General features: G+C 44.7%; 21 protein-coding genes. 18 read left to right on the top strand and 3 right to left on the bottom strand.

The window, feature by feature from the left end:
* Positions 1 to 9 precede the first annotated feature (9 nt).
* A complete protein-coding gene (locus A3860_RS41145) occupies positions 10 to 174 on the bottom strand; it encodes a hypothetical protein (RefSeq protein WP_158085302.1) in 165 nt (54 codons plus the stop codon).
* 38 nt (positions 175 to 212) lie between these two features.
* Positions 213 to 2993: a hybrid sensor histidine kinase/response regulator transcription factor gene (locus A3860_RS18415; protein ID WP_245843569.1), complete on the bottom strand. Its 2781-nt coding sequence runs from the start codon at positions 2991 to 2993 to the stop codon at positions 213 to 215.
* Between the two features lie 297 nt (positions 2994 to 3290).
* Between A3860_RS18415 and A3860_RS18410 the strand changes: the two genes are divergently transcribed.
* The 16 genes from A3860_RS18410 (at position 3291) to A3860_RS18340 (ending at position 23438) form a co-directional block, all read left to right on the top strand.
* Positions 3291 to 4619 carry a sugar porter family MFS transporter gene (locus A3860_RS18410; RefSeq protein WP_081148254.1) on the top strand — a complete coding sequence of 443 codons (1329 nt, stop codon included), beginning with the start codon at positions 3291 to 3293 and terminating at the stop codon, positions 4617 to 4619.
* A gap of 30 nt (positions 4620 to 4649) precedes the next feature.
* A complete protein-coding gene (locus A3860_RS18405; protein ID WP_081148252.1) occupies positions 4650 to 5570 on the top strand; it encodes a carbohydrate kinase family protein in 921 nt (306 codons plus the stop codon).
* A gap of 36 nt (positions 5571 to 5606) precedes the next feature.
* Complete coding sequence (locus A3860_RS18400) at positions 5607 to 8744, top strand: SusC/RagA family TonB-linked outer membrane protein (RefSeq protein ID WP_081148250.1); 3138 nt, start codon at positions 5607 to 5609, stop codon at positions 8742 to 8744.
* A gap of 24 nt (positions 8745 to 8768) precedes the next feature.
* On the top strand, positions 8769 to 10475 hold the full coding sequence (locus tag A3860_RS18395) for a RagB/SusD family nutrient uptake outer membrane protein (protein ID WP_081148248.1): 1707 nt from the start codon (positions 8769 to 8771) through the stop codon (positions 10473 to 10475).
* A gap of 148 nt (positions 10476 to 10623) precedes the next feature.
* Entirely contained in the window at positions 10624 to 12135 is a 1512-nt protein-coding gene (locus A3860_RS18390) for a glycoside hydrolase family 32 protein (protein ID WP_081148246.1), read from the top strand.
* Between the two features lie 168 nt (positions 12136 to 12303).
* Positions 12304 to 13434: an ABC transporter ATP-binding protein gene (locus A3860_RS18385; RefSeq protein ID WP_143774168.1), complete on the top strand. Its 1131-nt coding sequence runs from the start codon at positions 12304 to 12306 to the stop codon at positions 13432 to 13434.
* A gap of 11 nt (positions 13435 to 13445) precedes the next feature.
* Positions 13446 to 14939 carry a hypothetical protein gene (locus A3860_RS18380; RefSeq protein WP_081148242.1) on the top strand — a complete coding sequence of 498 codons (1494 nt, stop codon included), beginning with the start codon at positions 13446 to 13448 and terminating at the stop codon, positions 14937 to 14939.
* Positions 14940 to 14955: 16 nt separating this feature from the next.
* Entirely contained in the window at positions 14956 to 15570 is a 615-nt protein-coding gene (locus tag A3860_RS18375; RefSeq protein ID WP_081148240.1) for a hypothetical protein, read from the top strand.
* Entirely contained in the window at positions 15567 to 16016 is a 450-nt protein-coding gene (locus tag A3860_RS18370) for a hypothetical protein (protein WP_081148238.1), read from the top strand. Before A3860_RS18375 ends, A3860_RS18370 begins: the two co-directional genes overlap by 4 nt.
* 4 nt (positions 16017 to 16020) lie before the next feature.
* Positions 16021 to 16173: a hypothetical protein gene (locus A3860_RS41140; RefSeq protein ID WP_158085301.1), complete on the top strand. Its 153-nt coding sequence runs from the start codon at positions 16021 to 16023 to the stop codon at positions 16171 to 16173.
* A 65-nt stretch (positions 16174 to 16238) separates the two neighbouring features.
* A complete protein-coding gene (locus A3860_RS18365) occupies positions 16239 to 18200 on the top strand; it encodes a peptide-N-glycosidase F-related protein (RefSeq protein ID WP_158085300.1) in 1962 nt (653 codons plus the stop codon).
* 183 nt (positions 18201 to 18383) lie between these two features.
* Positions 18384 to 18965, top strand: coding sequence for a hypothetical protein (locus A3860_RS18360; protein WP_081148234.1), 582 nt, complete (start codon positions 18384 to 18386; stop codon positions 18963 to 18965).
* A 206-nt stretch (positions 18966 to 19171) separates the two neighbouring features.
* Complete coding sequence (locus A3860_RS18355) at positions 19172 to 20482, top strand: ATP-binding protein (protein WP_081148232.1); 1311 nt, start codon at positions 19172 to 19174, stop codon at positions 20480 to 20482.
* Position 20483: 1 nt separating this feature from the next.
* On the top strand, positions 20484 to 21734 hold the full coding sequence (locus tag A3860_RS18350; protein WP_081148230.1) for a tetratricopeptide repeat protein: 1251 nt from the start codon (positions 20484 to 20486) through the stop codon (positions 21732 to 21734).
* A 24-nt stretch (positions 21735 to 21758) separates the two neighbouring features.
* The gene (locus A3860_RS18345) at positions 21759 to 22328 is read left to right on the top strand and encodes a Crp/Fnr family transcriptional regulator (protein ID WP_081148228.1); all 570 of its coding nucleotides are present in this window, start codon (positions 21759 to 21761) and stop codon (positions 22326 to 22328) included.
* A gap of 111 nt (positions 22329 to 22439) precedes the next feature.
* Entirely contained in the window at positions 22440 to 23438 is a 999-nt protein-coding gene (locus A3860_RS18340) for an aldo/keto reductase (RefSeq protein ID WP_081148226.1), read from the top strand.
* Here the strand turns inward: A3860_RS18340 and A3860_RS18335 are convergent.
* Positions 23435 to 24610, bottom strand: a complete 1176-nt coding sequence (locus tag A3860_RS18335) for a DUF2252 domain-containing protein (protein WP_081148224.1) — start codon at positions 24608 to 24610, stop codon at positions 23435 to 23437. The genes A3860_RS18340 and A3860_RS18335 overlap by 4 nt on opposite strands.
* Positions 24611 to 24775: 165 nt before the next feature.
* Between A3860_RS18335 and A3860_RS18330 the strand changes: the two genes are divergently transcribed.
* Both A3860_RS18330 and A3860_RS18325 read left to right on the top strand, forming a co-directional pair.
* Positions 24776 to 25126, top strand: a complete 351-nt coding sequence (locus A3860_RS18330) for a hypothetical protein (protein WP_081148222.1) — start codon at positions 24776 to 24778, stop codon at positions 25124 to 25126.
* A gap of 198 nt (positions 25127 to 25324) precedes the next feature.
* On the top strand, positions 25325 to 25972 hold the full coding sequence (locus A3860_RS18325; protein ID WP_081148220.1) for a 3-keto-disaccharide hydrolase: 648 nt from the start codon (positions 25325 to 25327) through the stop codon (positions 25970 to 25972).
* Positions 25973 to 26006: the final 34 nt, after the last annotated feature.

Below are 26006 nucleotides of genomic sequence, written 5' to 3'. Positions count from 1 at the left end.
AAGCGAAACTTATTGTTTGGAAACAGCAATTTTCTCGGGCAAATTGCCCGAATAACCGCTTTTTACGCCCGCTTCTCTTCTTTGCATAAAAGTAATAGTGCGTTGCAGTATCTCGATAAGTCCGGGAGCCGATGCTGATCTTGGATTGGCTTTGAACTTGCTATAATAAACCATGGCCTCATCGGTATTCAATAACCGTCACACACCCCCCGTCATTTTTCCCGGTATTCCTTGGGCGAGAGCCCTGTTTTGGTTTTAAACACACTGGAGAAATAGGCCGATGAAGAAAAACCCGTTTTGCTGGCTATTTCACCGATGGAATAGGGCTCATTCTTTAAAAGATATTTTGCCTTTTGCAGTCTTGTATTCAGAATATAATCATTTACGTTACTATTCATGAGCGCTTTTACCTTCCTGTATAGTTGAACCCTTGACATGCCCATCTGTTTGCAGATCACTTCTACCGTCAATTCTTCGTTCGACAAATTGCTTTCTACCAGGGCCGAAAAGTCATTGATGAATTTACGGTCGGGTTTTCCAATGGTTTGGGTTTTTAAACCGGTAGGTACCCCGCTCGTAAAATGTTCTTTTAACCGCGCCCGGTTACCCAACAGGCTTTGTATGGTTTGCAACAGAAATGTAATGTTGAATGGTTTGGTAATATAGGCGTCGGCCATGTTCTTCATGCCTTCTATTTGTTGCTCTATGGCTGTTTTGGCCGTCAACAAAACAACAGGAATATGCGAAGTGCGAAAGTCATTTTTAAAAATGGAAGTCAGCGCCATACCGTCTTTACCGGGGATCACCACATCACAGATGATGAGGTCAGGAATAACGTCGAATGCCTGTTGCAGGGCAGTTTGCCCGTTATCGGCTTCCAGTATCTCGTATTGGGTGTTTAATTTATTGACCAGGAATTGTCGCAGGTCGGCATTGTCTTCTATAACGAGGATGGAATATTCTTTTTCTGATGGCGCTACCGATGTTTCGGGCTTTTCAACTGTTTCATTCTTCAGGTCGGCAGTAAATATTTTCTCGTGCTCGTATAGAACAGCCTGTTTGGTTTCCTGTTGCTGTTCCGGCGCCATTTCATTGGGCAGTAAGTGGGCTGTGCCCAACGGCAGGTTAATTTCAAAGCAGGTGCCTTTCCATTTCTCACTCAATACGGTGATGGTGCCTTTATGCAACGTGATCAGTTCTTTTGACAGCGCCAACCCCAGCCCCGATCCCTTGTAATTTTCATACTCACCCTGGTAAAATACATCAAATGCATGGGCAACGGCATCGGCCCCCATGCCAACGCCATTGTCTTCAATGCGGATGATCGCATTGTTGTCGTTCCTGCTGATATAAATATGTATATAGCCATTGTCTTTGGTAAACTTGAAAGCATTTGACAGCAGGTTAAAGATCACTTTATCGAGCATGTTCACGTCCATCCAAACGGGCAGTTGTCTTTCTTTGGTGATCAGCCGGAGATCAATATTCCTTTTTTGCGCAATGCTTTTGTACGATTGTATAATGTCGGCAACAAAAATGATCAGATCGTTCTCCGAAGCCTTTATGCGCATTTTATCTACTTCTATTTTTCTGAAATCGATCAGTTGGTTCACCAGCCGTAACAGGCGTAATACATTCTTTTGAATTAAGGTAAGCGTTTGGCTGAGGTTGTACTGGTTCCTGGTGCTACCCAGTAATTCTTCCAGCGGCCCCAGTATAAGTGTTAACGGGGTCCTGAACTCGTGCGAGATATTGGTAAAGAAGTTGACCTTGGCTTCGTTGGCGGCTTTTGCTTTGGCCGACATTTCTACCAATTGCGCCTGGTGTTCGAGGATCTCCTGGTTTTTCCGGTGCAGCTTGCTATTGATCTTGCGGTTTTCGCGCAGGGAATAAAAAGCCAGTGAGCCCAGTAGAAGCGATAGCACCAGCGAGGTAACCAGTATATACACAAACGTGCGCTGGTTGTTATAGATCCTTTGCTGCTCTTTCAGCATTCCCAGCTGCCGTTCTATTTGTTGTTGCTGGCTGATGGCCTTGGCTGCCTGCAGCTCCATTATACGCACGTTGGTTGAATCAATGACCGTGGTTTGAAGCAGGTTCTCTTTTACATAATCCTGTTTGTTCAGGACCTTTAATGCTATCCTGATGGCTTCTTCGCCGCCGGTGGGGTACAGCATGGTGGCGGTAATTTCTTTGCCGGCAATAAATTGCATGCCGGCATTGGGAAGGCCGTCTACGCCAATAATAGCCGGTTGCGGGTGCGAACTGTTCTTATATACTTCATATACGCCATGGGCCATCATATCATTATGTGCAAATACCAGGTTAACATCAGGATACTGTGGGGCAATTGCTGCAAACTCTTTTTTGGCCGTCTGGTTCAACCATTCGCCATTAACCTGGTGTATGATCTGTATGGCCGGATAGTTCTTTAATGCATCGGTAAAGCCTTTATGCCGTTCCATGGCCGGCGATGATTTGGGCAGCCCTGTAATTTCAATGATCTTTCCCTTGCCATTTAGCCAGTGCAGGGCGTACTCACCGGCCATTTTACCTATGGCGTAATTGTCGCCGCCTACATAGGCTGTATAAAGCGGGGTGGAAATTTTCCGGTCTACAACAATTACAGGAATGCCTTTCGAAAAGGCTTCTTCTACCACGGGCGTTAACGGATCAGCTTCGTTGGGAGAAATAATAAGCAGGTCGATCTTTTTTTGCAGCAGCTCCTTTACCTGGCTCACCTGTTTCTGGCTATTGCCATCAGCCTGCCTGTAAATAAAATTGATATTGGGGTGAAAGGTCAGCTCTCTTTTCATGCCTTCGAGCATGGTCTTGCGCCAGGCGTCAGATTCCACACATTGCGAAAACCCGATGGTATAAGCAGCCTCCTTTTTTTGACCGGTACAGGCACAAAAAAGAAAAAGCAATAACATGCCCGCAATGAACAAACGGAGCAATCGTAATGACAGGCAATTCGTAAATGATCGTTTCATATTAATGGCCGGCAATAAAAATCAAAAAAATCGTCGCTTATATAAATATAGGTAATCATAAAACGGTTTGCATTTTTTGCGAAATACCAGTAACCCCATTCATGTAACATTTTCTAAAAACGGTGGTACAAAATCTATAAACAATCAACAAATGTGCAGTAATTCGAATTTGTTCTCTATTGAAATTTAACGATTTAAATGTTAAGTGCCATATTTTCTGCTAAATAAATCTTTGAAACAGGACTGCTACCCTATCGGGGGCGCCGTGCGATATGTTTACATAAAATTGCTTGTCGTATGAACAAAAGAAAAGTTTTGTTGTGGAGTATTGTTGTGGCGCTTGGCGGGTTTCTGTTTGGGTTTGATACGGCCGTTATTTCGGGGGCCGAGCAATCTATCCAGGCTTACTGGTCCCTTAATGCTGTTGAACACGGCCTCACGGTTTCCATTGCTTTGATCGGTACTGTTATTGGTTCCCTGGTTGGCAGCATTCCCTGCGAACGGTTGGGCCGAAGAAATACTTTACTAATTATAGCTGCCATGTACCTGGTTTCTTCCCTGGGAACCGCCTTTTCAACCAACTGGTATGTCTTTTTGTTCTTTCGCTTTTTCGGTGGTTTGGGTGTTGGCGCTTCTTCAGTAACTGCCCCTGTTTATATTTCCGAGATTGCTCCTGCTGAAAAAAGAGGCCGGCTGGTGGCCCTCTTCCAGTTCAATATCGTGTTGGGAATTTTATTGTCTTATTTCAGCAATTACCTGATAGGGCAGGAGGGGGAAACTGCCTGGCGCTGGATGCTGGGGGTACAGGCTTTTCCCTCTTTGCTGTTCCTGATACTGCTTCAACTGGTGCCCGAAAGCCCCCGGTGGTTGATCTTGCGAAAAGGAAAACTGGAAGAAGCGGCCGCTGTATTAAAAGTAGTAATGCCGCTTGGTTACGAAGGGGAAATTGAAAATATCAAAAACAGCCAGCACCAGAACGGCCCTTCGGCCAATGTGCAGTTGCTTTCGCGCAAATACCGGTTCCCGGTTTTTCTCGCTGTCGCCTTTGCCGTTTTTAACCAGGTATCGGGCATCAATGCTATTATATATTATGCGCCCCGCATTTTTGAGATGACCGGTTTGGGCCGAACATCCTCCCTGCTTTCAACCGTGGGCATTGGGGTGGTAAACTTCATTTTTACCCTTATTGCCATCAATTTTATTGACAGAATTGGCAGAAAGACATTGATGCTGATCGGTTCAATTGGCTTAATCTCAACACTCGGACTGGTAGCCCAGGCTTTCTACACACACAACTTCAGCGGCTGGGCTGTTACGGTTTACCTGCTCGTATATATCGCTTTTTTCGCTTTCAGCCAGGGTGCGGTGATCTGGGTGTTTATGGCCGAGATCTTCCCCAACCAGGTGCGGGCAAAAGGACAAACACTGGGCAGCTTTACCCATTGGATCATGGCCGCCATCATTGCCTTTTCTTTTCCAATGCTGGCCGAAAAACTGGGCGGCGGTAATACCTTTTTATTCTTCTGCATCATGATGGTTATACAACTGCTGTTTGTTTGGAAACTGATGCCCGAAACAAAGGGTAAATCACTGGAACAGATAGAACGGTCGCTGGCACTCCATTAATTATTATTCATCATCATTACAATTCAGCTTATGAGTATTCAAAATTCACGGAAGCCTGTCAGCTGCGTTTGTTATGGCGAGATCCTTTGGGATGTTTTGCCTGCCGGTGAATTGCCGGGCGGTGCGCCTATGAATGTGGCTTATCACTTACATAAATTGAACCGCAATCCTTCTTTGATCTCCAGTGTGGGAAGTGATCATTACGGTTCCACCCTCATACAACTTTTATCGCAATGGGGTATTGATAGGGATTATGTAAGTACAAACAAAACGTACGCTACCGGTATTGTTTATGCCCAGCCAAACGGGCTGCATGAAATGAAATACGATATCGTATATCCATCTGCCTGGGATTTTATAACCTGGGACGACCGGTTTACCACCCTGATGCAGGAAACAGATTACTTCATCTTTGGCAGCCTCGCCTGCCGCAATTATACTTCAGGGAATACACTGTTCAAACTGTTGGAATCAGCTAAACACAAAGTACTGGATATAAATATACGGCCGCCGCACTTCAGCCCCCGCGTTGTTGAACAATTATTGCACAAAGCAGACATTTTAAAACTGAATGGCGCCGAACTGGACCTGATCGCCGGCTGGTATTCCGCTGCACATACAGTAACAGATAAAATACAATTGCTGCAGGACCGCTTCCGAATAGAAACCATAGTAGTAACTATGGGCGAGAATGGCGCCCTGCTGAACCGGGAAGGAATTATTTATCAGCACCCCGGTTACCGCGTACAGGTAGCCGATACGGTGGGCAGCGGCGACGCCTTCCTGGCTGCCCTGTTGTCGAAACTGATCGACCGGTCGCCGCCCGTTGAAATGCTCGACTATGCCTGTGCCATGGGCGCGCTCATTGCTTCAAAACCAGGCGCCTGTCCTGAATATGATATTGCTGAGGTAATGCAATTGGCCGGGAACCTGCCTGTAATACATTCCTGATCAAAATAAAAAATCTTTCAAACCAAAATTAACACTATGCAACGATTGTTTATGATCATCGCCGGATTGCTGTTTTCGGTAATGGTCTTTGCCCAGAAAAAAACGATTAGTGGAGTGGTTGTGCACAAGACCAACCGCACGCCGCTTTCAGGAGCCACCGTGGCAGCCAATAATAAAATGGTAGTCACCGACTCAAACGGAAAATTCATCATAGAAGCATCAGCAGGCGATTTGGTTACCATTTCATTTATTGGAATGAAAACGGTGACCATCAAAGTGCCCGGCAATATGCATGATCTGTCGGTTGATATGGAAGAAGGAGAAAAGGAACTGGAGCAGTTTGTGGTAATAGGGTATCAAACCCAACGGAAAAAAGACCTCACCGGTGCAGTTGCCGTAGTAGACATGACGCCGGTTAAGAATAACAGTTCCGGCAATACGATGCAGGCCCTGCAGGGCCGCGTGGCCGGTTTGTATATTGAAAAGAATGGCGGCGCACCCAATGGCACCAATTCCCGCATACTCATCAGGGGCGCCAACACATTGGGCTCTAATGATCCGCTGTACATTATTGACGGTATACCAACCACCAGGCCCGAAGTGTTTCAAAACCTCGATCCGGCAGTGATCGCTTCGGTACAGGTGTTAAAAGACGCTTCTGCCGCCTCGGTATACGGTTCGCGCGCATCCAATGGCGTTATTATCGTTACCACAAAAAATGGCGGTAATACCAATGGAAAAGTGAATATTCAATTGAATTCCAGTATTTCGGCCCAGTCTGAAAGATCGGTACGATTCAAAATGCTGAATGCGGTTGACCGGGGCAAAGCCCTGTGGCAGGCATCTGTAAATGATAAACAGGACCCCGCTGCTGCCTATGGCGAAATATATAATTTTGACTGGAACAATGATTATAGTAACCCGGTATTAAATGGCGTAACCGTTAAACCCTTTGTGGGCGGCGATCCCAATACACCCGTGGGAAATACCAACTGGCAGAATGTGATGTATAAGACCGGCCTGGTAAGCAATAACAGTTTAACCGTTACTGCCGGCAATAAGAATTCATCACTTGAGGTGAACCTGGGTTATTTAAAGAATACCGGTATGTTGCGCTATACCGGCTACGAGCGTATGTACGGCGGCATCAACGCCATAACAAGAGCGTTTGACAATAAAGTTACGTTTGGTGTTAATGTAAGGGTGGCCAATTCAAACGAATTGCTTACCACACGTGATATTGGCGGCGCTGCCACTACATTCCTGGCAGTTACCCTGGCGCCTACCATTCCGGTATATCAAAACGACGGCGTTACCTTTGCCGGCGCCTCAGGCGGTGGTTACTCAGACCGCAATAACCCGCTGCACATGCAATATTTGTCAAGGTGGGATAATGCCAACCGGCTGAGTACATTCGGTAGTGTTTTCGCGGAAATTCAACCCATCAAAAATCTGTTCATCAGGTCAACACTGGGTGCAGACTACAACACCTATTTAAGCAAAACCATTCTGCCAACGTTTACCGAAGGCGCTTTTAACAGAACTACCAACAGCCTGACATTAGATCAGAATAAGTATTTGAGTTATACATTTTCTAATACCGTGCGCTACAACTGGAATATTAATGAAAAGCACAGTTTAAAATTCCTGGCAGGTACCGAGTACATCAATACCAATCTTGATTTCCAGAATACGAAAAAGGAAGGCTTTGCCATTCAAACCCGGGAGTATTTTACGCTGAATGCCGGCACGGGTAATACCTATGTGTCGGGCGGATCGACCGGTAATCGCCTGTACTCTGTATTCGGCCGTCTCGACTACAATTTTTCAGATAAATACTTAGCCGCGCTCACTGTTCGGCGTGACGGTTCATCGCGTTTTGGCGCCAATAACCGGTATGGTGTTTTTCCCGCCGCTTCTGTAGGCTGGCGGTTAGACAGGGAAAATTTTATGGAGTTCCAAAAGCTTTTCTCTGAGCTAAAATTAAGAGCAGGTGTTGGCCGCGTGGGTAACCAGCAGATCGGCGACCTCGCCCGCTTTGGGCTTTTCGATACCCGGTATGGCACCAACCAGAACCAGCTTACGCCCGGCTTCTGGGAACAGTATATGAATATCGGCACCGCCTATTCGCTTTCCGGCGCTAACACCGGTACATTGCCATCAGGGTTTGTACAAACGCAGGCCGCGAACCCCGATCTTAAATGGGAAACAACCGATGAGATCAATACCGGTATAGACTTCACCCTCTTCAAGAACCGGATCTACGGATCGTTCGATTATTTCTCGCGTAAAACAACCGGTATCCTCATTATTCCACCGGTAGCATCAGCGTTGGGCGAAGGACAGCAAAAAGCAGTGAACGGTGCTTCCAAAACCAATAAAGGCTGGGAGCTGGTCGTAGGTTATGCGGGCGAAAAGAAAGGCGATTTTGGCTATGATGTACGAATGAACTTCGCGCATTTCAGGGATAAAATAACCGAGCTGCCCGAAAGTGTACGCCCAGCCTATGCGGGCAACCTGGTGAATACCATCATAGGCCATTCCCAGTTCGATATTTTCGGCTATAAAACAAACGGCATTTTTCAATCGCAGGATGAAGTGAATAAGGCCCCCACGCAAATTGGCGCCGGCCCCGGCAGAATACGGTATGTAGATGACAATAACGATGGTGTTATCAATGACCTCGACCGTAATTGGATAGGCACTACACTACCTAAACTGGAATATGGTTTGCGCATTGACCTCACTTACAAAAAATTCGATCTGTCGATATTTGGCTCAGGTGTAGCAGGCAGAAAAGGGTTTGATGTATATACTTTATACAATAACCTGATGAAGAGCCGCGAAAACGTAGGACCCGGCGTATTCAATGGCTGGACGCCCCAACACACCAATACCAATATACCGGCCTTAACGCTTAAGGATAATAATAACGAAGGACGTACTTCCGACTACTTCATGGTGAGCACTTCCTATTTCAAGATGCGCAATATGCAGCTGGGGTATAATTTAAAGCCCAGAATGATCTTTACCGCGTTGCGGGTATATGCTATGGCCGAGAACCTGTTCTGGTTCAAGAGCAAACAATATCAAAGTCCCGATCCGGAAAGGATTGACCTGGATCCCATACCGGTGCCTAAAACCTTCACGTTTGGTGTAAATGCCTCATTCTAATAACCTGTCAAAATCAGCAACAAAATGAAAAAAGCATATCTCCCACTCATAATATCTTCAGCCATACTGGTATTTGGTTCCTGTAAAAAACAATTGGAATACACGCCAACCGGCGTACTGTCATCAACGGCCCTTTCCTCGCCAACAGCCGTTGAAGGGTTGGTAACGGCTGCGTACGCGGCCATAGGTAACGGTGATATGACCGGGCCCATCTACAGTATGTGGGCGTACGGAAGTGTGCGCAGCGATGATGCCTACAAAGGCGGCGGTGGTACCGGCGATGTAGGCGAAATAGATGCCATGGAACATTACAACCTGGTAACGCCAACGATGGACTTTTTTATTTCACGCACCTGGAAAAATTTATTTAAATCCATTTCCCGCGCCAATGTAGCGCTACGGGCAGTGAATAATATTTCAGATGCAAGCTTTCCGGATAAAAAGTCAAGACTGGCCGAATTAAAGTTCTTACGGGCGCATAGTTATTTTACCATGAAACTCCTGTATAAGAACATTCCCATCTTTGATGAGAACGCTACTTCGGAAGATATATTAACCGTGTCGAACGATCTGTCGTGGGAAGACTCCTGGAATAAGATCGCGGCTGATTTTCAATATGCCGTGGATAATTTGCCCGAGACCCAGTCACAGATCGGCCGGCCAAATAAATATGCGGCGCAGGCTTACCTGGCAAAGCTGCGGTTATTTCAGGCCTACGAACAGAATGCCACCCATAAGGTGATCAATATTAATCAATCGAGGTTGCAGGAAGTGGTTGACCTGTGCCAGTCGGTTATTGCGTCGGGTAAGTATGCCTTAAGCGCCGATATAGCCGATAATTTTTTACCCGAAACAGAGAATGGAAAGGAATCGGTCTTCGCCATTCAGTTCACCATCAACGATGGCACTACTTCGGGCCGGTTGAATTATGAAGATGGGTTGAACTATCCGCATGGCGCACCACAATACGGTTGCTGCGGTTTTCATGCGGCCAGTCAGAACCTCGTGAATGCCTACACGACCAACGCATCTGGTTTGCCTAATTTTACTACATTTAACAACAGCATAGCCAATTTAAGCACCACAACGGTTGATGTGCGCATTGATCATACAGTAGGCATCGACGGGCATGTGTACAAATATGATAATACAAAGCCCTTCAGCAATAGCTGGGTACGCGACCCGGGTGTATATGGCTATTTTCATACGATGCGTAACCAGCAATTGGCAACCAGTTCCTCTTATTTTAAAAATGGTCCGTTTATGGGCGTTGCAAAGAATTATGATCTACTGCGGTACGACGAGGTTTTATTAATGCAGGCAGAAGCCTATATTGAACTGGGGCAGCCGGCCAAAGCCCTGCCGCTTATTAACCAGATAAGGACCCGCGCGGCAGCAAGTACAGGAAGGTTGAAAAAGGCAGATGGTACCTTTGCTTCTACCTATAATATTCAACCGTATGGGGCTATAGGCTTTACACAGGCGTATGCCCGTACAGCGCTGCAGTGGGAGCGGCGGTTAGAGTTCGCCACAGAAGGCCAGCGTTTCTTTGATCTGGTTCGCTGGGGCCTCGCTGCACAGGTGCTGAACGATTATATAAGCATTGAAAAAAGCAGGCGAACATTTTTGGCTACTGCTGTATTTACTGCCGGCCGGGATGAGTATTTACCAATACCGCAGTCGGAAATTACATTTACCAAAGGGTTGTACAAGCAAAACCCCGGCTACTGATCGTGAATGGTGAATGGTCAATGGTGAAAGGGCGTCTCAATTTTGAGCTTCGCTATTTATTTCAAAGCCTGCACAATTGGGTTCTATTGACCATTGACCATTCCCCATTGGCCAATTTGAATATTGTAAACAAATCCTGTTTAATACAATGAGACTGGTTTTTGCTGCTATATGTATTATCTCAACCTGCTGTGCCGCATCATTGCATGCACAGACCGTATATCATGAAATGTATCGTCCACAGGTCCATTTTTCGCCCCGCGAAAAATGGACCAACGATCCCAACGGAATGGTATATTATAACGGCGTATATCATTTATTCTTTCAATATTATCCCGACAGTACCGTATGGGGACCTATGCATTGGGGGCATGCCACCAGTAAAGACCTGGTTCACTGGCAGCAGCAGCCGGTGGCACTTTTCCCCGATAGCCTTGGCTATATATTTTCGGGCAGCGCGGTAGTGGATAAGAATAATACATCGGGGTTTGGCAAAAATGGTCAGCCGCCATTGGTAGCCATCTTTACACATCATGACCCCAACGGAGAGAAAGCTGGCCGGAACAATTTTCAGAACCAAAGCCTGGCGTATAGTGTCGATAACGGAAAAACCTGGACGAAATATGCCGGTAATCCGGTGCTGAAGAACCCGGGCATTACCGATTTCCGCGATCCCAAAGTATCGTGGTATGAACCGGAAAAGAAATGGATCATGACCCTGGCCACCAAAGACCGGATCACCTTTTATTCTTCTCCCGATTTAAAGGGCTGGACAAAAGAAAGCGAATTTGGAAAGGAACTGGGCGCGCATGGTGGCGTATGGGAATGTCCCGATCTTTTCACGCTAGAAGATAACGGAAAGAAGGTGTGGGTGCTCATCGTTAACCTGAACCCCGGTGGGCCTAATGGCGGTTCGGCTACCCAATATTTTATGGGTGATTTTAACGGTAATAAATTTACACCTGCAGATAGCGCTACCAGATGGCTCGACTATGGGCCCGATGAATATGCCGGAATCACCTGGAGCAACACAGGAAACAGAAAGCTATTTCTGGGTTGGATGAGCAACTGGCAGTATGCGAACGTAGTGCCCACCACCACCTGGCGCAATGCGATGACGGTACCCCGCGAGTTAACGATAAAACAGGCGGGTACGAGCAGGTATATAGCTTCAACGCCGGTAGCAGAATTGAATGCGATCCGCCTGAACCCGGTTGCCTGGCAAAATATACGTGTTCAAAATACATTTGAAGTGGGTACGAAAGCCAGTAAAATTGTATTACCCGGCCGTCTTGACCTGAACCTCGAAAAGCCCAATGATTTTGCGGTCATTCTTGCCAACGATGCCGGGGAAGAACTGGAAATTGGATATGACAGTAAGCAACAGCAATATTATATTGACCGCAGCAGATCGGGTAAGGTAGATTTTCAGAAAGATTTTGCCGGCCGGGCGGTAGCACCCCGGCTACGCAAAACAGGTAGTATGGACCTTAAGCTGGTCATTGATGTTAGTTCTGTGGAATTGTTTGCAGATGATGGGATTACGGTTATGACTTCGATCTTCTTTCCCTCGAAGCCATTTGATCATATACGCCTTCGATCGCCGGGAGGTACTACCTTTAAAAAGATCCTCTATACTGATTATATGGGTATCTGGTAAAATAAAAAGTCCCGTCCTGGTGTAGCCGTGACGGGACTTTTTGTATAGTAAAAATACGGCATCTGTTTTGGAATTAGCATTACTTTATGAAAATAAGGGGCGGAGCTTTTGCGTTTGGTATTTCAATTTTCTTTTTTTTCCTGCATCTTTATACCAACCAAAAACCCCATGCATACAAGAATTGGAGAAATTCAAAGCTACCTGCAGCACAATGACCATTCATTAGCAGTAAGACGGATACTGGATGCTTCGCTTGATACGGCCGATATGACATTGCTAAAAGAAGCCATTCAGGTTAGCCAAAGTTACCGGCAATATAAAGAAACGATAGTACCACCAGCTTTCTTTGAATCGGCCCATGCACTACTGAACAGGATCAATAATGCTACCGAACGGTTTACTTATCAAACCACCCTGTTGGTCACCGCCCGGGACATTATTAAAACGTATGCTGCAGGTAATTTCAGTTTGCGGCCAATAAGCCTTCAGATACATACCGGTGATGTGATTGGCGTGGTAGGGGAGAATGGCAATGGTAAAACCACCCTGTTGCGTTGTATAGCGGGGCAACTGGCATTGGATTCGGGCGACCTTGATTTTGCACAGCTAAAAGAACCTGATCACTACGATATAAAACACCACCTCGCATTTATACCGCAGCGTATACCCAGGTGGTATGGATCATTAAAAGACAATCTCCACTTTTCCGCAGCCATTTCGGGAGTCACTGGTGAAGTGAATAACGTTATGGTTGACTTCATGCTCGAACGGCTCGATCTCACGCCTTATGCCCATCTTACCTGGAGCCAGATCAGCAGCGGCTACCGCACCCGGTTCGAGATAGCACGCATTTTATTACAGAAACCCAGGCTGCTGATATTGGATGAGCCGTTAGCCAATCTTGACATCAATGCACAGCAAAGCATTTTGACCGATCTGCAGTTCATGGCCAAATCGGTGCACAACCCCATGGGCATACTGTTGAGCTCGCAGCAATTGCACGAGGTAGAAAAAATTGCAGATACTGTATTGCTTATCAAAAATGGTTCGTGTTTGTTCAGGACCGGTGAACTGGAAAAGACTGCCACCGCATTCGTGGTGGAACTGGAAACAACCGCCAGCAGAGCGGCGTTGGTGAATGCGTTGAATGGACAGGGCGTATTACAATATAATGGCGGCTTCTATACCATTACTTCCTCCGCTTTGCGGGCACAGGATATTTTAGCAAAACTGGTCAAAGGAAATATTCCCATTACCTACTTCCGCGACATTACCCATTCAACCAAACGCTTTATTTAATACTATTACCCATGAATATAGAAAGACCCCTGATGCCAGGGTTTCTTAAAAGAGCTGAGCAGAAATTATTGCTGAATAATCCCGGCATTTGGAGTACGCGTATACAGCTGGTATTGTATTATGGTATTTTGTTTATACTGACTCTTGCGGCGCTTTGTTTTCTGGAACCAAAGGATGTAAGGGCCAACTCCACCACTGAATACTGGATAGGGTTTGTATCAATTATTTCAGTAATAGGGCTTATTGTATGGCTTATATACCTGCTTCGGTTCAATGTATTTAAAAAGTATGGTAACATTAAGCCAATGCATGGGCTTGTTTCGTTTATCTTATATTTTATTGCTACAGGCATTATTATATTGTTTGCCTTCGTACATCCGGTTGTTGAAAGCATTAGAGCAAATATTGCTTATGGCGACGAAGAAATAGTGCGGGATGTAAATGATATCAACTTTAAATTAGGCCAGCTGGAATACTCTTTATATAAGACAGCCTGGAGATACGATACCATAGTCCTGAAAAAAAGTGAGAATGAAATATCTGAGGATGCATTGCGTTATTCCGACTACAATGATTTAGATACGGCGAAAGAGAAACCTCTTTTTTTCAGGTTAGATTCTGCAGGGTTTTATAGAACTATGAGCATGACAGATAGTTTGATTAAGATGAATGATACCATGTATCTGATGTACAATACGCCGCCCTTTGATTTTGTTTCCGGCTATTCAGCAGATGATAATACAAAAACGAAGGTGTTAACTGCTTTTGAACTTTTTCACAAAATACATAGGCATCCACCTGCACCGGCCGCCCGGGAAAAGATCAGTAAAGAACTAAATGTATTGCTTCATAAATACAGGTACTCTGAAAAATTGGATTGGGGAGCGGCTGATGTTGAGCGTCCTGGTCCATTTGCGAGGATTTATGATAAATATCAGCTAGAACCTGTAAATAGTAGTATTTCAAATGTTGTTGTAAAGAAATACCGCTGGGAAGGCAGGTGGCTGACTGAAGGGGTGAGAATATTTTATTATTTAACCCTGGGTATCACTTTGCTGATCTTTATTTTCAGACATTCAACTGTGCGCGCATTTTTTCTGTCATTGCTGACGGGCGTATTACTGGTTATTTTTTCAGCGTTGCTATTTTCATTTTCCCATTTTGATGAAATAGCTGTTTATGCCATGTTTGTTATTTATGTGTTCCTGTTTTTCATTTTTTCACTGGCAGCATGGGCAAACAAAAAAAGATTCGCAATAACAGGTATCGGAATCAACCTGTTTGTATTTATTATAACAATTTTGCCTATAGTGATCGTTGGCTGGTGTCGTGCCATTGCGAGGAACCGGCATTATAAACAGGTAGATACTCCATTTGATCCAAAAGGTATTTGGGACCATTATTTTCTGTATGCAGAGATCGGCGGTTCGTTATTATTACTCGTTTTACTGGCAACCTATATCCACAAGGTTTACCGGAGGTGGTATTCGTTGCCGGAGAATTAATTACTAAATTCATAAGATGAAAATTGTAAATTCAGTTGTTTTCATTGTAAGTACATTATTATTGTTAGCAGGTTGCAATAATGCAGGAAGCTCTGGTAAGGTAGAAAGCCCCACTGTTAAAAATGCTGATAACAGTAAGGACAGTATTGCATTGACGAAACTCGTCAGGCAGATGTATGAATGGCATGAAAAAATAGATCATCCTTTAGATTTTGATGTGGAAACAAATAAACCTTCAGATACTTTATATTCCGGAATAAATTGGGATGCGTATAATAAGCTGCTAAATACCATTGTAAAAAGCAATTATTTCGACCAGCAGTTTATCACAAATTATGCGGCCATTGCTACACATATTGATTCGGAATTACAAAATGGAATAAAGACCTGGCAGGTTGGAGAGCTGTCACCATTTGGAGATGATACCAATCCCTGGTGCAATTGTCAGGATACTCCCCAGGATAATTTTTGGGATATTTTAAGAATTACAGATCTCAAGATCATTAATGATCAGGCAACCTTCTCCTGGACCTGGGGCGGTGGGTTTATGTATAAGGTAAAAGCATCCGGGAATAACGGAATATGGAAGATCAGTTATTTAGAGGGGTTTGACCCTAAAAATTATAAATGATGAATAAGATTCTTAACATATTGATCAATACAGTCGTTCCAGTTACAATTGGAACGACTGTTTTTGTTGGCTGTTTTTGGCTTATTGATAAACATACTTTAGAGACCGATGTCAAAGACTGCGAGGTATATAACCTTAGCAACACTTTTTACCTGGTTAGTATTTTTGTAATAGTTGCCATAACCACTTTTTATCAACTGACCATAGCTGAGCTATTGAACAGGCACGTAAATAATAAAGGCTTTTCCAGTTACATAATTAAAATACTTGCATTTGCTTTATTTATTTCGGTAGCATCACTATTAATATTATTGGTAAATGGAAAACCAGAGGCAATGGTTGCAGTGAATCTTTTTCTGATGGGATGTATGCTTGGAGTGATTAACACTTTGTCGTATTTCGTTTGCAGAAAATTAATTCCGAAAATATTTTCAGATAAACAATAATTATATGAACCAGGTCTCTTTCCTAGCCAAACAAACCGAAGATGCCTATAACTGGACTAATATTACCGCTGATACAAAAGCGCAAACGTTTGTTATGAAAATACTCGACGAAAAGGATTGTAACTATGAGTATATAAAGCGCCTTCTTAAGAAGTAATTCAATTTTTTTATGCTCACTGTATTGCTAATGGCTTTTCTTTGTACATTATGAAGCCAGGTAATATGAGAACAACCAGAACTTTTATCAAATGGCAAAGGACAGCAATCTTTCTGTTTGCCTGTATGGTGCAGGGAATTGTTTCCTTTGCTTCTGATACTTCCACCGTTGTAGTTTCATTTGATAAAGTGGTGACCGATCCATCAAAAGGCGTGAACCCCTACAGTCGCTGGGCCCTGTTCCCCGGCAAAGATTTGCCCATACGAAAGATCATGCTGTATGTGAAATTTGGCTGTCCCGATTCCATGCGTTGTGCCGACTGGGATTATTCAGACCGCATCGTGCTGAAACGGAAGGGTAGTCAAAGCGCTCCCGTTCTCAACTATACCATTGCTCAAATGCTTACGCCTTATGGCGGCGCTTTTTCAAAAGACTGGCATTTTCAATGGCAGGTTGAGATTACCGATTTCAGTCTGGTGTTAAGAGACAGCGTTGAAATAGAATATATTCATTCGGGGTATGAAGAAAATAAAGATCGCGGCTGGAAGATCCAACTGGCTTTTTCTTTCATTAAAGGACCGGCAATAGCCCAGCCGGTAGCCTTTCACCCGGTTTATAACGCCACGTTCCAGTATGGGAATGCGGCGGCGCCCATAGAGAATGAGCTGCGCCCTTACCGCTTTCAACCCGCAGACAAAAGCACTAATGCACGGTTGTATGTATTGCAAACAGGCCATGGAATGGATAGTTCCGATTGTGGCGAATTTTGCAGCCGTTACCGGGAAATATGGTGGAATAACAAGCTGGCAAAGAAAACAAACCTCTGGAAAAAATGCGGTGATAATCCGTTGTATCCACAAGCCGGCACCTGGGTGATCGATCGCGCCAACTGGTGCCCCGGGTATTTGAACCAACCTGAGGTCCTTAGTGAGCCGATCGTTGCCAAACAGGAAAATGTATTCGATATTCAAATGGAGCCTTACCAAACGAGCGATCGCAATGTGCAGGAAAATATTTTTGCCTACCTCATCGAATATGCTTCACCTGCCTCAACAACCGATGCTTCGCTCGAAGAAGTAATAGTGCCATCAACAACTGATATTTACCGCAGAAAGAATCCGGCCTGTATAAACCCGGTTATCGTTATTAAAAACAATGGCGCTTCGAATTTAACTTCCTGTCTTATCAGGTATGGAACCAAAGGATTTCCTACCCGGGTTTTCAAATGGAAAGGTGATCTTGCTTTCAATCAAACCGAAGAGATCTCTTTGCCGGGAAATATTGAAAGTAATAAAGGGCTGAATGAGTTTGCTGTTGTTATTGATGAGCCAAACGGCAAAAAGGACGGCTACCTGGCCGATAATAAGATCATAAGCAATTTTCAAAGCGTTCCCGTTCACGGCAATAAGGTCATTATACAATTCAGGACGAATAACCGGCCCATGGATAATAGTTTCAGTGTTAAAAATGTTGCGGGACAATCCGTTTTTGAACGCCCGTTGGGGTCGCTCAAAAAAGATACTTTGTATAGGGATACCATTGAGCTGCAGCCGGGTGGTTATCGTTTTGACGTGCAGGATACAGCAGGAAATGGGCTTGAATTCTGGTATGCGGTTAAAGCCGGACGCGGAACCTGCCAGTTACTGGATGCAAAAGGACAGCTGTTGAAAAACTTTGAATCAGACTTTGGCAACTCATTGAATTATGAATTTATAGTGTCGCCCGATAGCCTGCAATGGTCAAAGCCCAGTGAGGAAATATTAGTTGGTCTGTTTCCGACAATGACGAAAGGGAATGTAACGATGGATTATTTCAGCAATGGGCCACAAGATCCGTTGGTTCAAATTGTTGCCGATGGCGGCAATAATGAAGTGGTGGAAGAACACCAATATCATAATCTTAAAGAAGGTGTATTTCAATATGATCTTTCTTACCGCTCACCACAACGATATTATTTGAAAGTATTTATAAAAGGCAAACTGGTTTTCAATAAACGGATACGTGTAGTGCAAAGGATGCCCGGCTAGGGTTGCAGGATAGATTCAACAATGGATTGTAGGTGTTAAAGGAGTTTGGGTATTATAGGTAAAGTCTTTTTGACCATCCAATTCGCTGAGCCTGTAATAGGTCGTTTGTATATTTGTTTTGTTGTTGCCGGTTGCCGGAAATGAAATTTATTTGTATTCTTACGGCAAACCCAATCAATTACTATGTACACACCAGTAAGGCGCACTATTACACCAATAAGCTCTTTTGTTATTTTATTGCTACTTGCCTCCTGCTCACAAAAACCCGCTTCAGCCAATAAGGTTCCAACAGACACACTGAAAGTAGCAGCTGCTTCTGATACCGCGATTGATTTTGATAAACTCTCTGTATCTGACACCGGTTCGCAAAATGCACCCTATTATATTGTTGAAGTGGCTACCGGCCATAACTTCGATTCTTTAAAAAGCATTTCATCAAATGCTGTTACCATCCTGAGCTCAAAGTTCAGTATGCTTGACCGTATTTATAAATCAGGAAAAGGGATCGTTGTTCCAGACAATTCTGATGATGAAATATACCGGGGTGAATATTATCCAAGAAGACCATACCATGAAGGTAATTTCGTTAGTATAGAAATGTCGAATGAATTCGATGATGAGAACGCAGATAAATTAAAAATGGTAGCGGTAGCCGGCATGTACGCCGAACAAAAGGCAGCTGATAGTGTAGCTGCGCTCCTGAAAAATAAAATTCCAACCACAAAAATAGTTAAACAGGATGTATACATGGGCTGTATGCATTGATCATTTCCCCGCCACCTGCGCCCGCACCGATCAACAGGACGTTCAATGGATATTTTGTAACCGGTCTTAAATTGAAACACCGTTGTTACCGGCTATTTTGTATATTTCGCCCGTTTTGGAATTTGGACCGGAGGAGATAATGACCCTGCTCGCCGTTTTAACGTTCCATTAAGAAATATTCAAGTCGACAGTAATACGAAATAATAATGAACGAGAACACAATTGAGAGTTTGCGGGAAGCATTAAAACACTCACCCAATAATACGCCATTAAGATTGCTGCTGGCCGACACTTTATTGGGTTTGAACCGGTTGGAAGAAGCAGAGGTTGAATACAGGTTGGTGCTGAAATCATCGAACGACACAAAAGCAACGATCGGGCTGGCGAAAGTCTTCTACAAAAAAGGAAATTATTCTGCCTGTAATGTAATACTGGAAGAATTTATCGAGAACGGCCACGAAGATCTTGAGGCGCTTACCTGGTATGCCAAAGGGTTGCTAAAAGAAAATTCTGTTTCACGGGCTATAGAAACGTATAAAAGAGTATTGTCCATTGACCCGAACTTCTTTGATGAGGAGCTCGATAGCCAGTTGCGGGTAAAAGGCGGCCGTGAAACCAGCGAACCGGAAGAAGAGGTATACGACAGCCGTTTTTTACAAAAGCCTTCCATCAATTTCAGTGATGTGGGCGGCATGGACGCCGTTAAAAAAGAGATCGAATTAAAGATCATAAAACCCCTGTTGCATCCTGAACTGTACAAAGCATACGGTAAAAAGATAGGCGGTGGTATTTTGTTGTATGGCCCGCCGGGATGCGGAAAAACCTTCCTGGCAAAAGCAACTGCCGGACAGGTAAATGCAAAATTCATCAGCGTAGGATTGAACGATATCCTTGACATGTGGATCGGGAACAGCGAGAAGAACCTGCATGAAATATTCGAGCTGGCCCGTTTTAATACCCCCTGCATTTTGTTTATTGATGAAATAGATGCGTTGGGCGCCAGCAGAAGCGATATGAAACAATCGGCCGGCCGCCACCTCATCAATCAATTTCTACAGGAGCTGGATGGAATAGATAAAACCAACGAAGGCGTTTTGATCATTGGCGCCACCAATACGCCCTGGAACCTGGACCCTGCATTCAGACGGCCGGGCCGGTTCGACCGCATCGTGTTTGTTCCCCCGCCAGACGAAACAACCCGCGAGTCGATCTTACAATTGAAATTGAAGAACAAACCGGTTAGCTCCATCGATTATTCACAGCTGGCAAAAAAGACAGAACACTACTCAGGCGCCGATCTTGATGCCATCATTGATATTGCTATTGAATTAAAACTGGAATCCTCTTTCGAAGATGGTGTGCCCAAACCCATTGAAACAAAGGACCTGTTGAATGCCGTTAAAAAGCATAAGGCAAGCACCCAGGAATGGTTTATGACCGCAAAGAATTTTGCGATGTTTGCCAATGACGCCGGTTTGTACGACGACATTCTATCCTATTTAAAAATAAAGAAGTGACATGACGGAGCATAGCATCTCGAAAGTTGGTATTCTTATTCAACAAAAGAAGTACGACGCTGCAGAAAAAATATTAAGACAGTTACTGGCCCAGGAGCCCACCAATATTCATTATTTATCGCTGCTGGCAGAAATAAATTTGCAGCAGGACCGGTTAAGCCAGGCTGAAAGCATTGTGGAAGACGCCATTGGCCTTTCTCCTGATACGCCGCATTTATACTTCATTAAATCGCGGGTCGATATTCAGAAAGATAAGTATGATGATGCTGAAAACAGTATTAGACAGGCCGTTGAACTGGATCCCTATACAGCTGATTATTTTGCCTGGTGGGCACATATAAAATTAGGCCGCAAACAGTTTGACGAATCCCTGCGCCTGGCCAATCAGGCATTGGCGGTAGACCCCGAAAACCTGCTGGGCCTGAATGTGCGAAGTACCGCTTTGATAAAGCTGAATAGAAAAAACGAATCGTTCCAAACGATCGAAGGTGCGTTACGATATAATCCCAATGATGCCTATACGCATGCCAACTATGGCTGGGGACTGCTTGAGAAAGGCGATCATAAAAAGGCATTAAAGCATTTTAAGGAAGCGTTGAAGAACGATCCCAATTTTGAGTATGCGCAACGCGGAATGATTGAAGCGCTGAAAGCCAGCAATCCGGTGTACAGAATGTTCCTGAAGTTCTCATTTTGGATGGGTAACCTTTCGGCCAAATATCAATGGGCTTTTATTGTGGGGCTTTTTGTTGGTACGCAGGCGTTAAGTAGGCTGGCAGATGCAAACCCCAGCCTGCAGCCATTTCTTATTCCGGTAGTCATTGTACTGGCATTGTTTGCTTTTTCAACCTGGGTCATAAAACCAATCAGCAATTTGTTCCTGCGGTTTAATGCCTATGGCAAATTCCTGCTCAACAAAAAGGAAAAAATGAGTTCCAATTTTGTTGCTATAAGCCTGGTTGTTTTGTTGAGTGGGCTGTTTATGTTTATATACTCAATGCAGGATAAATACCTGGTGGTGGCTATCTATGGCTTTGCCATGATGGTTTTATGCGGCATGATGTTTTGGCCTTCAAAGTACAATTCAATAATGCTCTACACTATTGCAATGGCTGTATTCGGGCTGGTTGCAATATGGATGGCATTTACAAACAATAGCGCTACTACAATCATTATAAAAGCATTTATTATAGCATTCGTTGCCTTTCAGTGGCTGGCCAACTTCCTGGTGATCAAACGCAGTAATAAGTAGGCATCAACTTTCAATCAACAACTCATGAGCAACATCCTGCGGCAACAGATCGAACGCATTGTGTCATTGACCGATGAAGAATATGCGTTTGTGCTGTCTCACTTCACCTCAAAGAAATTCAAAAAGCACCAGATCATCATCCGGGAAGGCGAATACGTTCACAATGACTATTTCCTGCTCAGCGGCCTCATGAAATCATCGCATATAAATCCTGAAGGCAGGGAACACATTATTCAATTCGCGATGCAGGACTGGTGGATAACCGATCCGCAGGCTTATCATAACGAAACAAAGGCCACGCTGCAGGTCGATTGCCTCGAAGACAGCGAAACCCTGTTCATTACCCTGGAAAACCGGGAGAAGCTTTGCCGGGAAATGCAGAAAATGGAATATTTCTTCAGAAAGAAAACAACGGCCGGTTATATTGCCCTGCAGCGAAGGATCTTATGTTTGATCAGCAGCACCGCCAAAGAACGGTATGAAAACCTGCTGACACAATATCCCGGTCTTTTTCAACGCGTACCCAAATCATTGATCGCTTCTTACCTGGGTGTAACCCGCGAAACGCTTAGCCGCCTGGCCAATAATAACTAGCGTGATAATTATCACATCATTTTCGTGATAAATGTCCTTTTTGCCCGGTTACCGGTTATACAACTTTGTGATAGTAAAGCATATCATCTATCACAATTGAAAATCGGAAACATGGAATACAGAAAATTAGGTAATTCAGGGTTGAAGGTGCCGGTATTAAGCCTGGGAACCGGAACATTTGGCGGAACCAATGAGTTTTTTCAACGCTGGGGCGAAACGGATGCAAAAGACGCTACCCGGCTTGTTGATATCTGTCTGGAACGAGGCTTGAATTTTTTTGATACCGCGAATGTGTACTCGCAGGGTGCTTCAGAAGAGATCCTGGGCGCAGCAATTAAGGGAAGAAGGGATAAAGTCATCATTTCTACCAAAGCCACTTTCAGTATGGGCGAACAGCCGAATGACAAAGGTTCTTCCCGGTTCCACCTTATTAAAGCCGCTGAAGACAGCCTGAAACGTTTGGGTACAGATTATATCGATGTATATTTTATGCATGGGTACGATGATGAAACTCCGGTAGAGGAAACCCTGAGAACGTTAGACTATCTGGTTACCAGTGGAAAAGTAAGATACATTGGTTGTTCGAATTTTACTGCCTGGCAGCTTATGAAATCATTGGTCATCTCAGAAAGGAACAACCTTGAAAAATACATCATCTACCAGGGCTATTATTCCCTCATAGGAAGGGATTATGAACAGGAGTTAATGCCATTGCTGCAAGATCAGGGACTGGGACTGATGGTCTGGAGCCCGCTTGGCTGGGGACGGTTAACCGGTAAGATCAGGCGGAATAATCCTTTGCCCGAAGGCCGGGTAAAAGCTGGTGGATTAATAGGCGCACCGCCGGTGGCAGACGAACACCTGTATAATGTGATAGAGGTATTGGACGGGGTTGCTGCGGAAACCGGAAAAACAGTTTCGCAGGTGGCTATTAACTGGCTGCTGAATAATAACACCGTTTCAAATGTTGTTATTGGCGCCCGCAACGAAAAGCAATTGCTTGAAAACCTCGAAGCAACCGGTTGGCGTTTATCGCAACACCATTTGCAAAAGCTGGATGCAGTGAGTGAACAAATTCCTATTTATCCGCATTGGGTAGGCAAACGTTAAACATTCTCAAAATAACCACTATTATAAGCCCCCAGGTAATTGTTATAATCAGCTGTTACCTGGCGGGCATACTGCCCGGCATAGTTAATAATGGATGGTATCCATGAACAATCACGGCCAAAGGCAATGAGCTCATCGGCTACCGCCGCACCCTGCCGGCCCGAACTTCTCAATTGGGCAGATGCGGTGAGCAAAGCCATATTCTCCAGCACTTCTTCTATATCATTATACCTGTTTTCGAGCAGGTCGAAATTGATCTTGTCGGCCGTTGGCTGCATTTCCTTAATTACGTACGATTCTTTATTAAATATACCCGTACCCAGCAGTGCCGGGGAAATGTTCTGCATGCGTTCCTGAATGGCCACCACCCGGGCAGCTTCTGAATGCCAGTCGGGTTGTTGAATGCCCGCCCGGCCGAGCCGTTCGGAGGGGGTTAAATGTGATTGCAACGTGGAAGGAAGGGTTTGTTTCATATCAAGCAACAGGTATTTGCGGTCGCCATTTACTTTTTCCAGTAAAAACACATAGCGATTAACCCCAATGCTGCCTGTTCCGGCTATACGAAAACCGGCGTCTATAACATTGAAACGGTTATGAAGCAGGTTAGCCGTTAACCACTCATTGATAAAACCCGATAAGGAAGCAGCCAGGGAAGGGTCAATTGTAAAAAGGCGTTTATTGTCGGCCTGTAATGCCAGTTGTCCGTTCTTTTTTACCGTTCGTTCTTTAACCAGTTCTTTCTGTTTGCGTTCACTTACCTTTAACAGGAACGACCGAACAATGCCTTTGGCGGTTTGTGGTTCAATATACCGCGCCCGGCCTTTGCCGGCTACAGCGGCATACCTTTCCAGGAATAATAAGGCCATGTTTTTGGCCTCTGCGTTGGTGGTGCCCATGGTTACCAGGGCCACAAAAATGCTCGTGACCATACGCACCAGTTCCCAGCTGGCGGGGGCCAGGGCGGCTTCGTCAAAATCGTTCAAATCGAAATATACCAGCCGGTTATCGGCTTTAAAGCTGCCAAAATTCTCAATATGCAGGTCGCCGCAAACCCAGGTAAGGGGCGAAGGAGGCATGGCGCTGGCGTTGGCCAGATCTTCATAAAACAAATGGGCGGTACCCCTGAAAAAATAGAATGGGTCCCTGGCCATTGCCCGGTATTTCAGGGCCATTTACGTAGGTATACGGTTGCTGTGGTACTGTAGTATGCGTTCGGCTACTGATGCCAAAGTATTTCTTTAATAGAAAGTTAATGCAATTTTTAATTGGTCCTTTGGATTTATATTTGATGTATACCCATTTAATGGTTTATTAAAAAAACAAAAAAAGTGACACGTATGAAAAAGTTCATTATGGCTGTAGGCCTGATGCTTGCTTGCGCAGGTTTTGGCTTCGCTCAAACCGCACCGGCTAAAAAAGAGGCCCCTAAAAAAGTAGCTCAAGCTGCCCCTGCTAAAAAAGATGCGCAGGCAGCGCCCGCTAAAAAAGAAGCACAGGCTGCGCCCGCTAAAAAAGCAGCTCCGGCAAAAAAGGAAGCTGCTCCAACAAAAAAAGAAGCTGCTCCAACAAAAAAAGATGGCACGCCCGATATGCGTTACAAAGCCAACAAGGCAGCCGCTGATACCACAAAGCATATGAAGAAAAATGGTACGCCCGATAAGCGGTATAAAGAGAACAAGAAGAGCTAGGCAGCGCTTGCCCCGATGAAGTCGGAGGCGCTTGATGCCTACCACGGGTACCGGTTACCAGTTACCAGTTACCAGGACTTGAATTTCGAGCACACTGCATTTAGTCGTGATCTCCAGATTTTTGCCCGGTGACAGGAAACAGGTAACCGGTAACTTTTTTTAGTTTGCTAAACGCGTACCTTCATGCAAATTAGACAAATGAAAAAATTATCATGCCTGTTAACGATCGCCGGTTGTTTGCTGGCTGGTATGGCAGTTGCTCAAAAACAAACCGGTAAATGGATCTCCCTCTTCGACGGTAAAACACTTACTAACTGGAAAGTAGGGGAGAACGCTGCTACTTTTACAGTCGACAGCGGAATGATCATTGCCCATGGACCTACTGCGCATTTGTTTTATAACGGCCCTGTGCAGGACCATAATTTCAAGAACTTCCATTTTAAAGCTCAGGTAAAAACCACGCCCGGTTCTAACTCAGGCATATATTTCCATACTGCTTACCAGGAAAAAAGCTGGCCTTCCAAAGGTTATGAGGTGCAGGTGAACAATTCGCATACCGACTGGCGCCGTACAGGCAGCCTGTATGCCGTACAGGATGTAAAAGAGGTTTACGCAAAGGATAACGAATGGTTTACCGAAGAGTTCATTGTAAAGGATAAGCATGTGACCATTAAAGTGAATGGTAAAGTAGTAGTTGATTATACTGAACCGGCCGATGTACAACGGCCCGCCGATATGAAGGACCGGGTGTTTTCAAGCGGCACCTTCGCCTTACAGGGCCACGACCCCAACAGTAAGGTATACTTTAAGAATATTCAGGTTCAAATTTTGCCCGATACCCCTTAATTTTGATTTTGAGATTTGGAGATTTCTGGATTTT

Origin of the sequence: Niastella vici (assembly GCF_002077945.1) — a bacterium.
GTDB lineage: Bacteria > Bacteroidota > Bacteroidia > Chitinophagales > Chitinophagaceae > Niastella > Niastella vici.
This window is presented reverse-complemented; position numbering and strand designations above follow the sequence as displayed.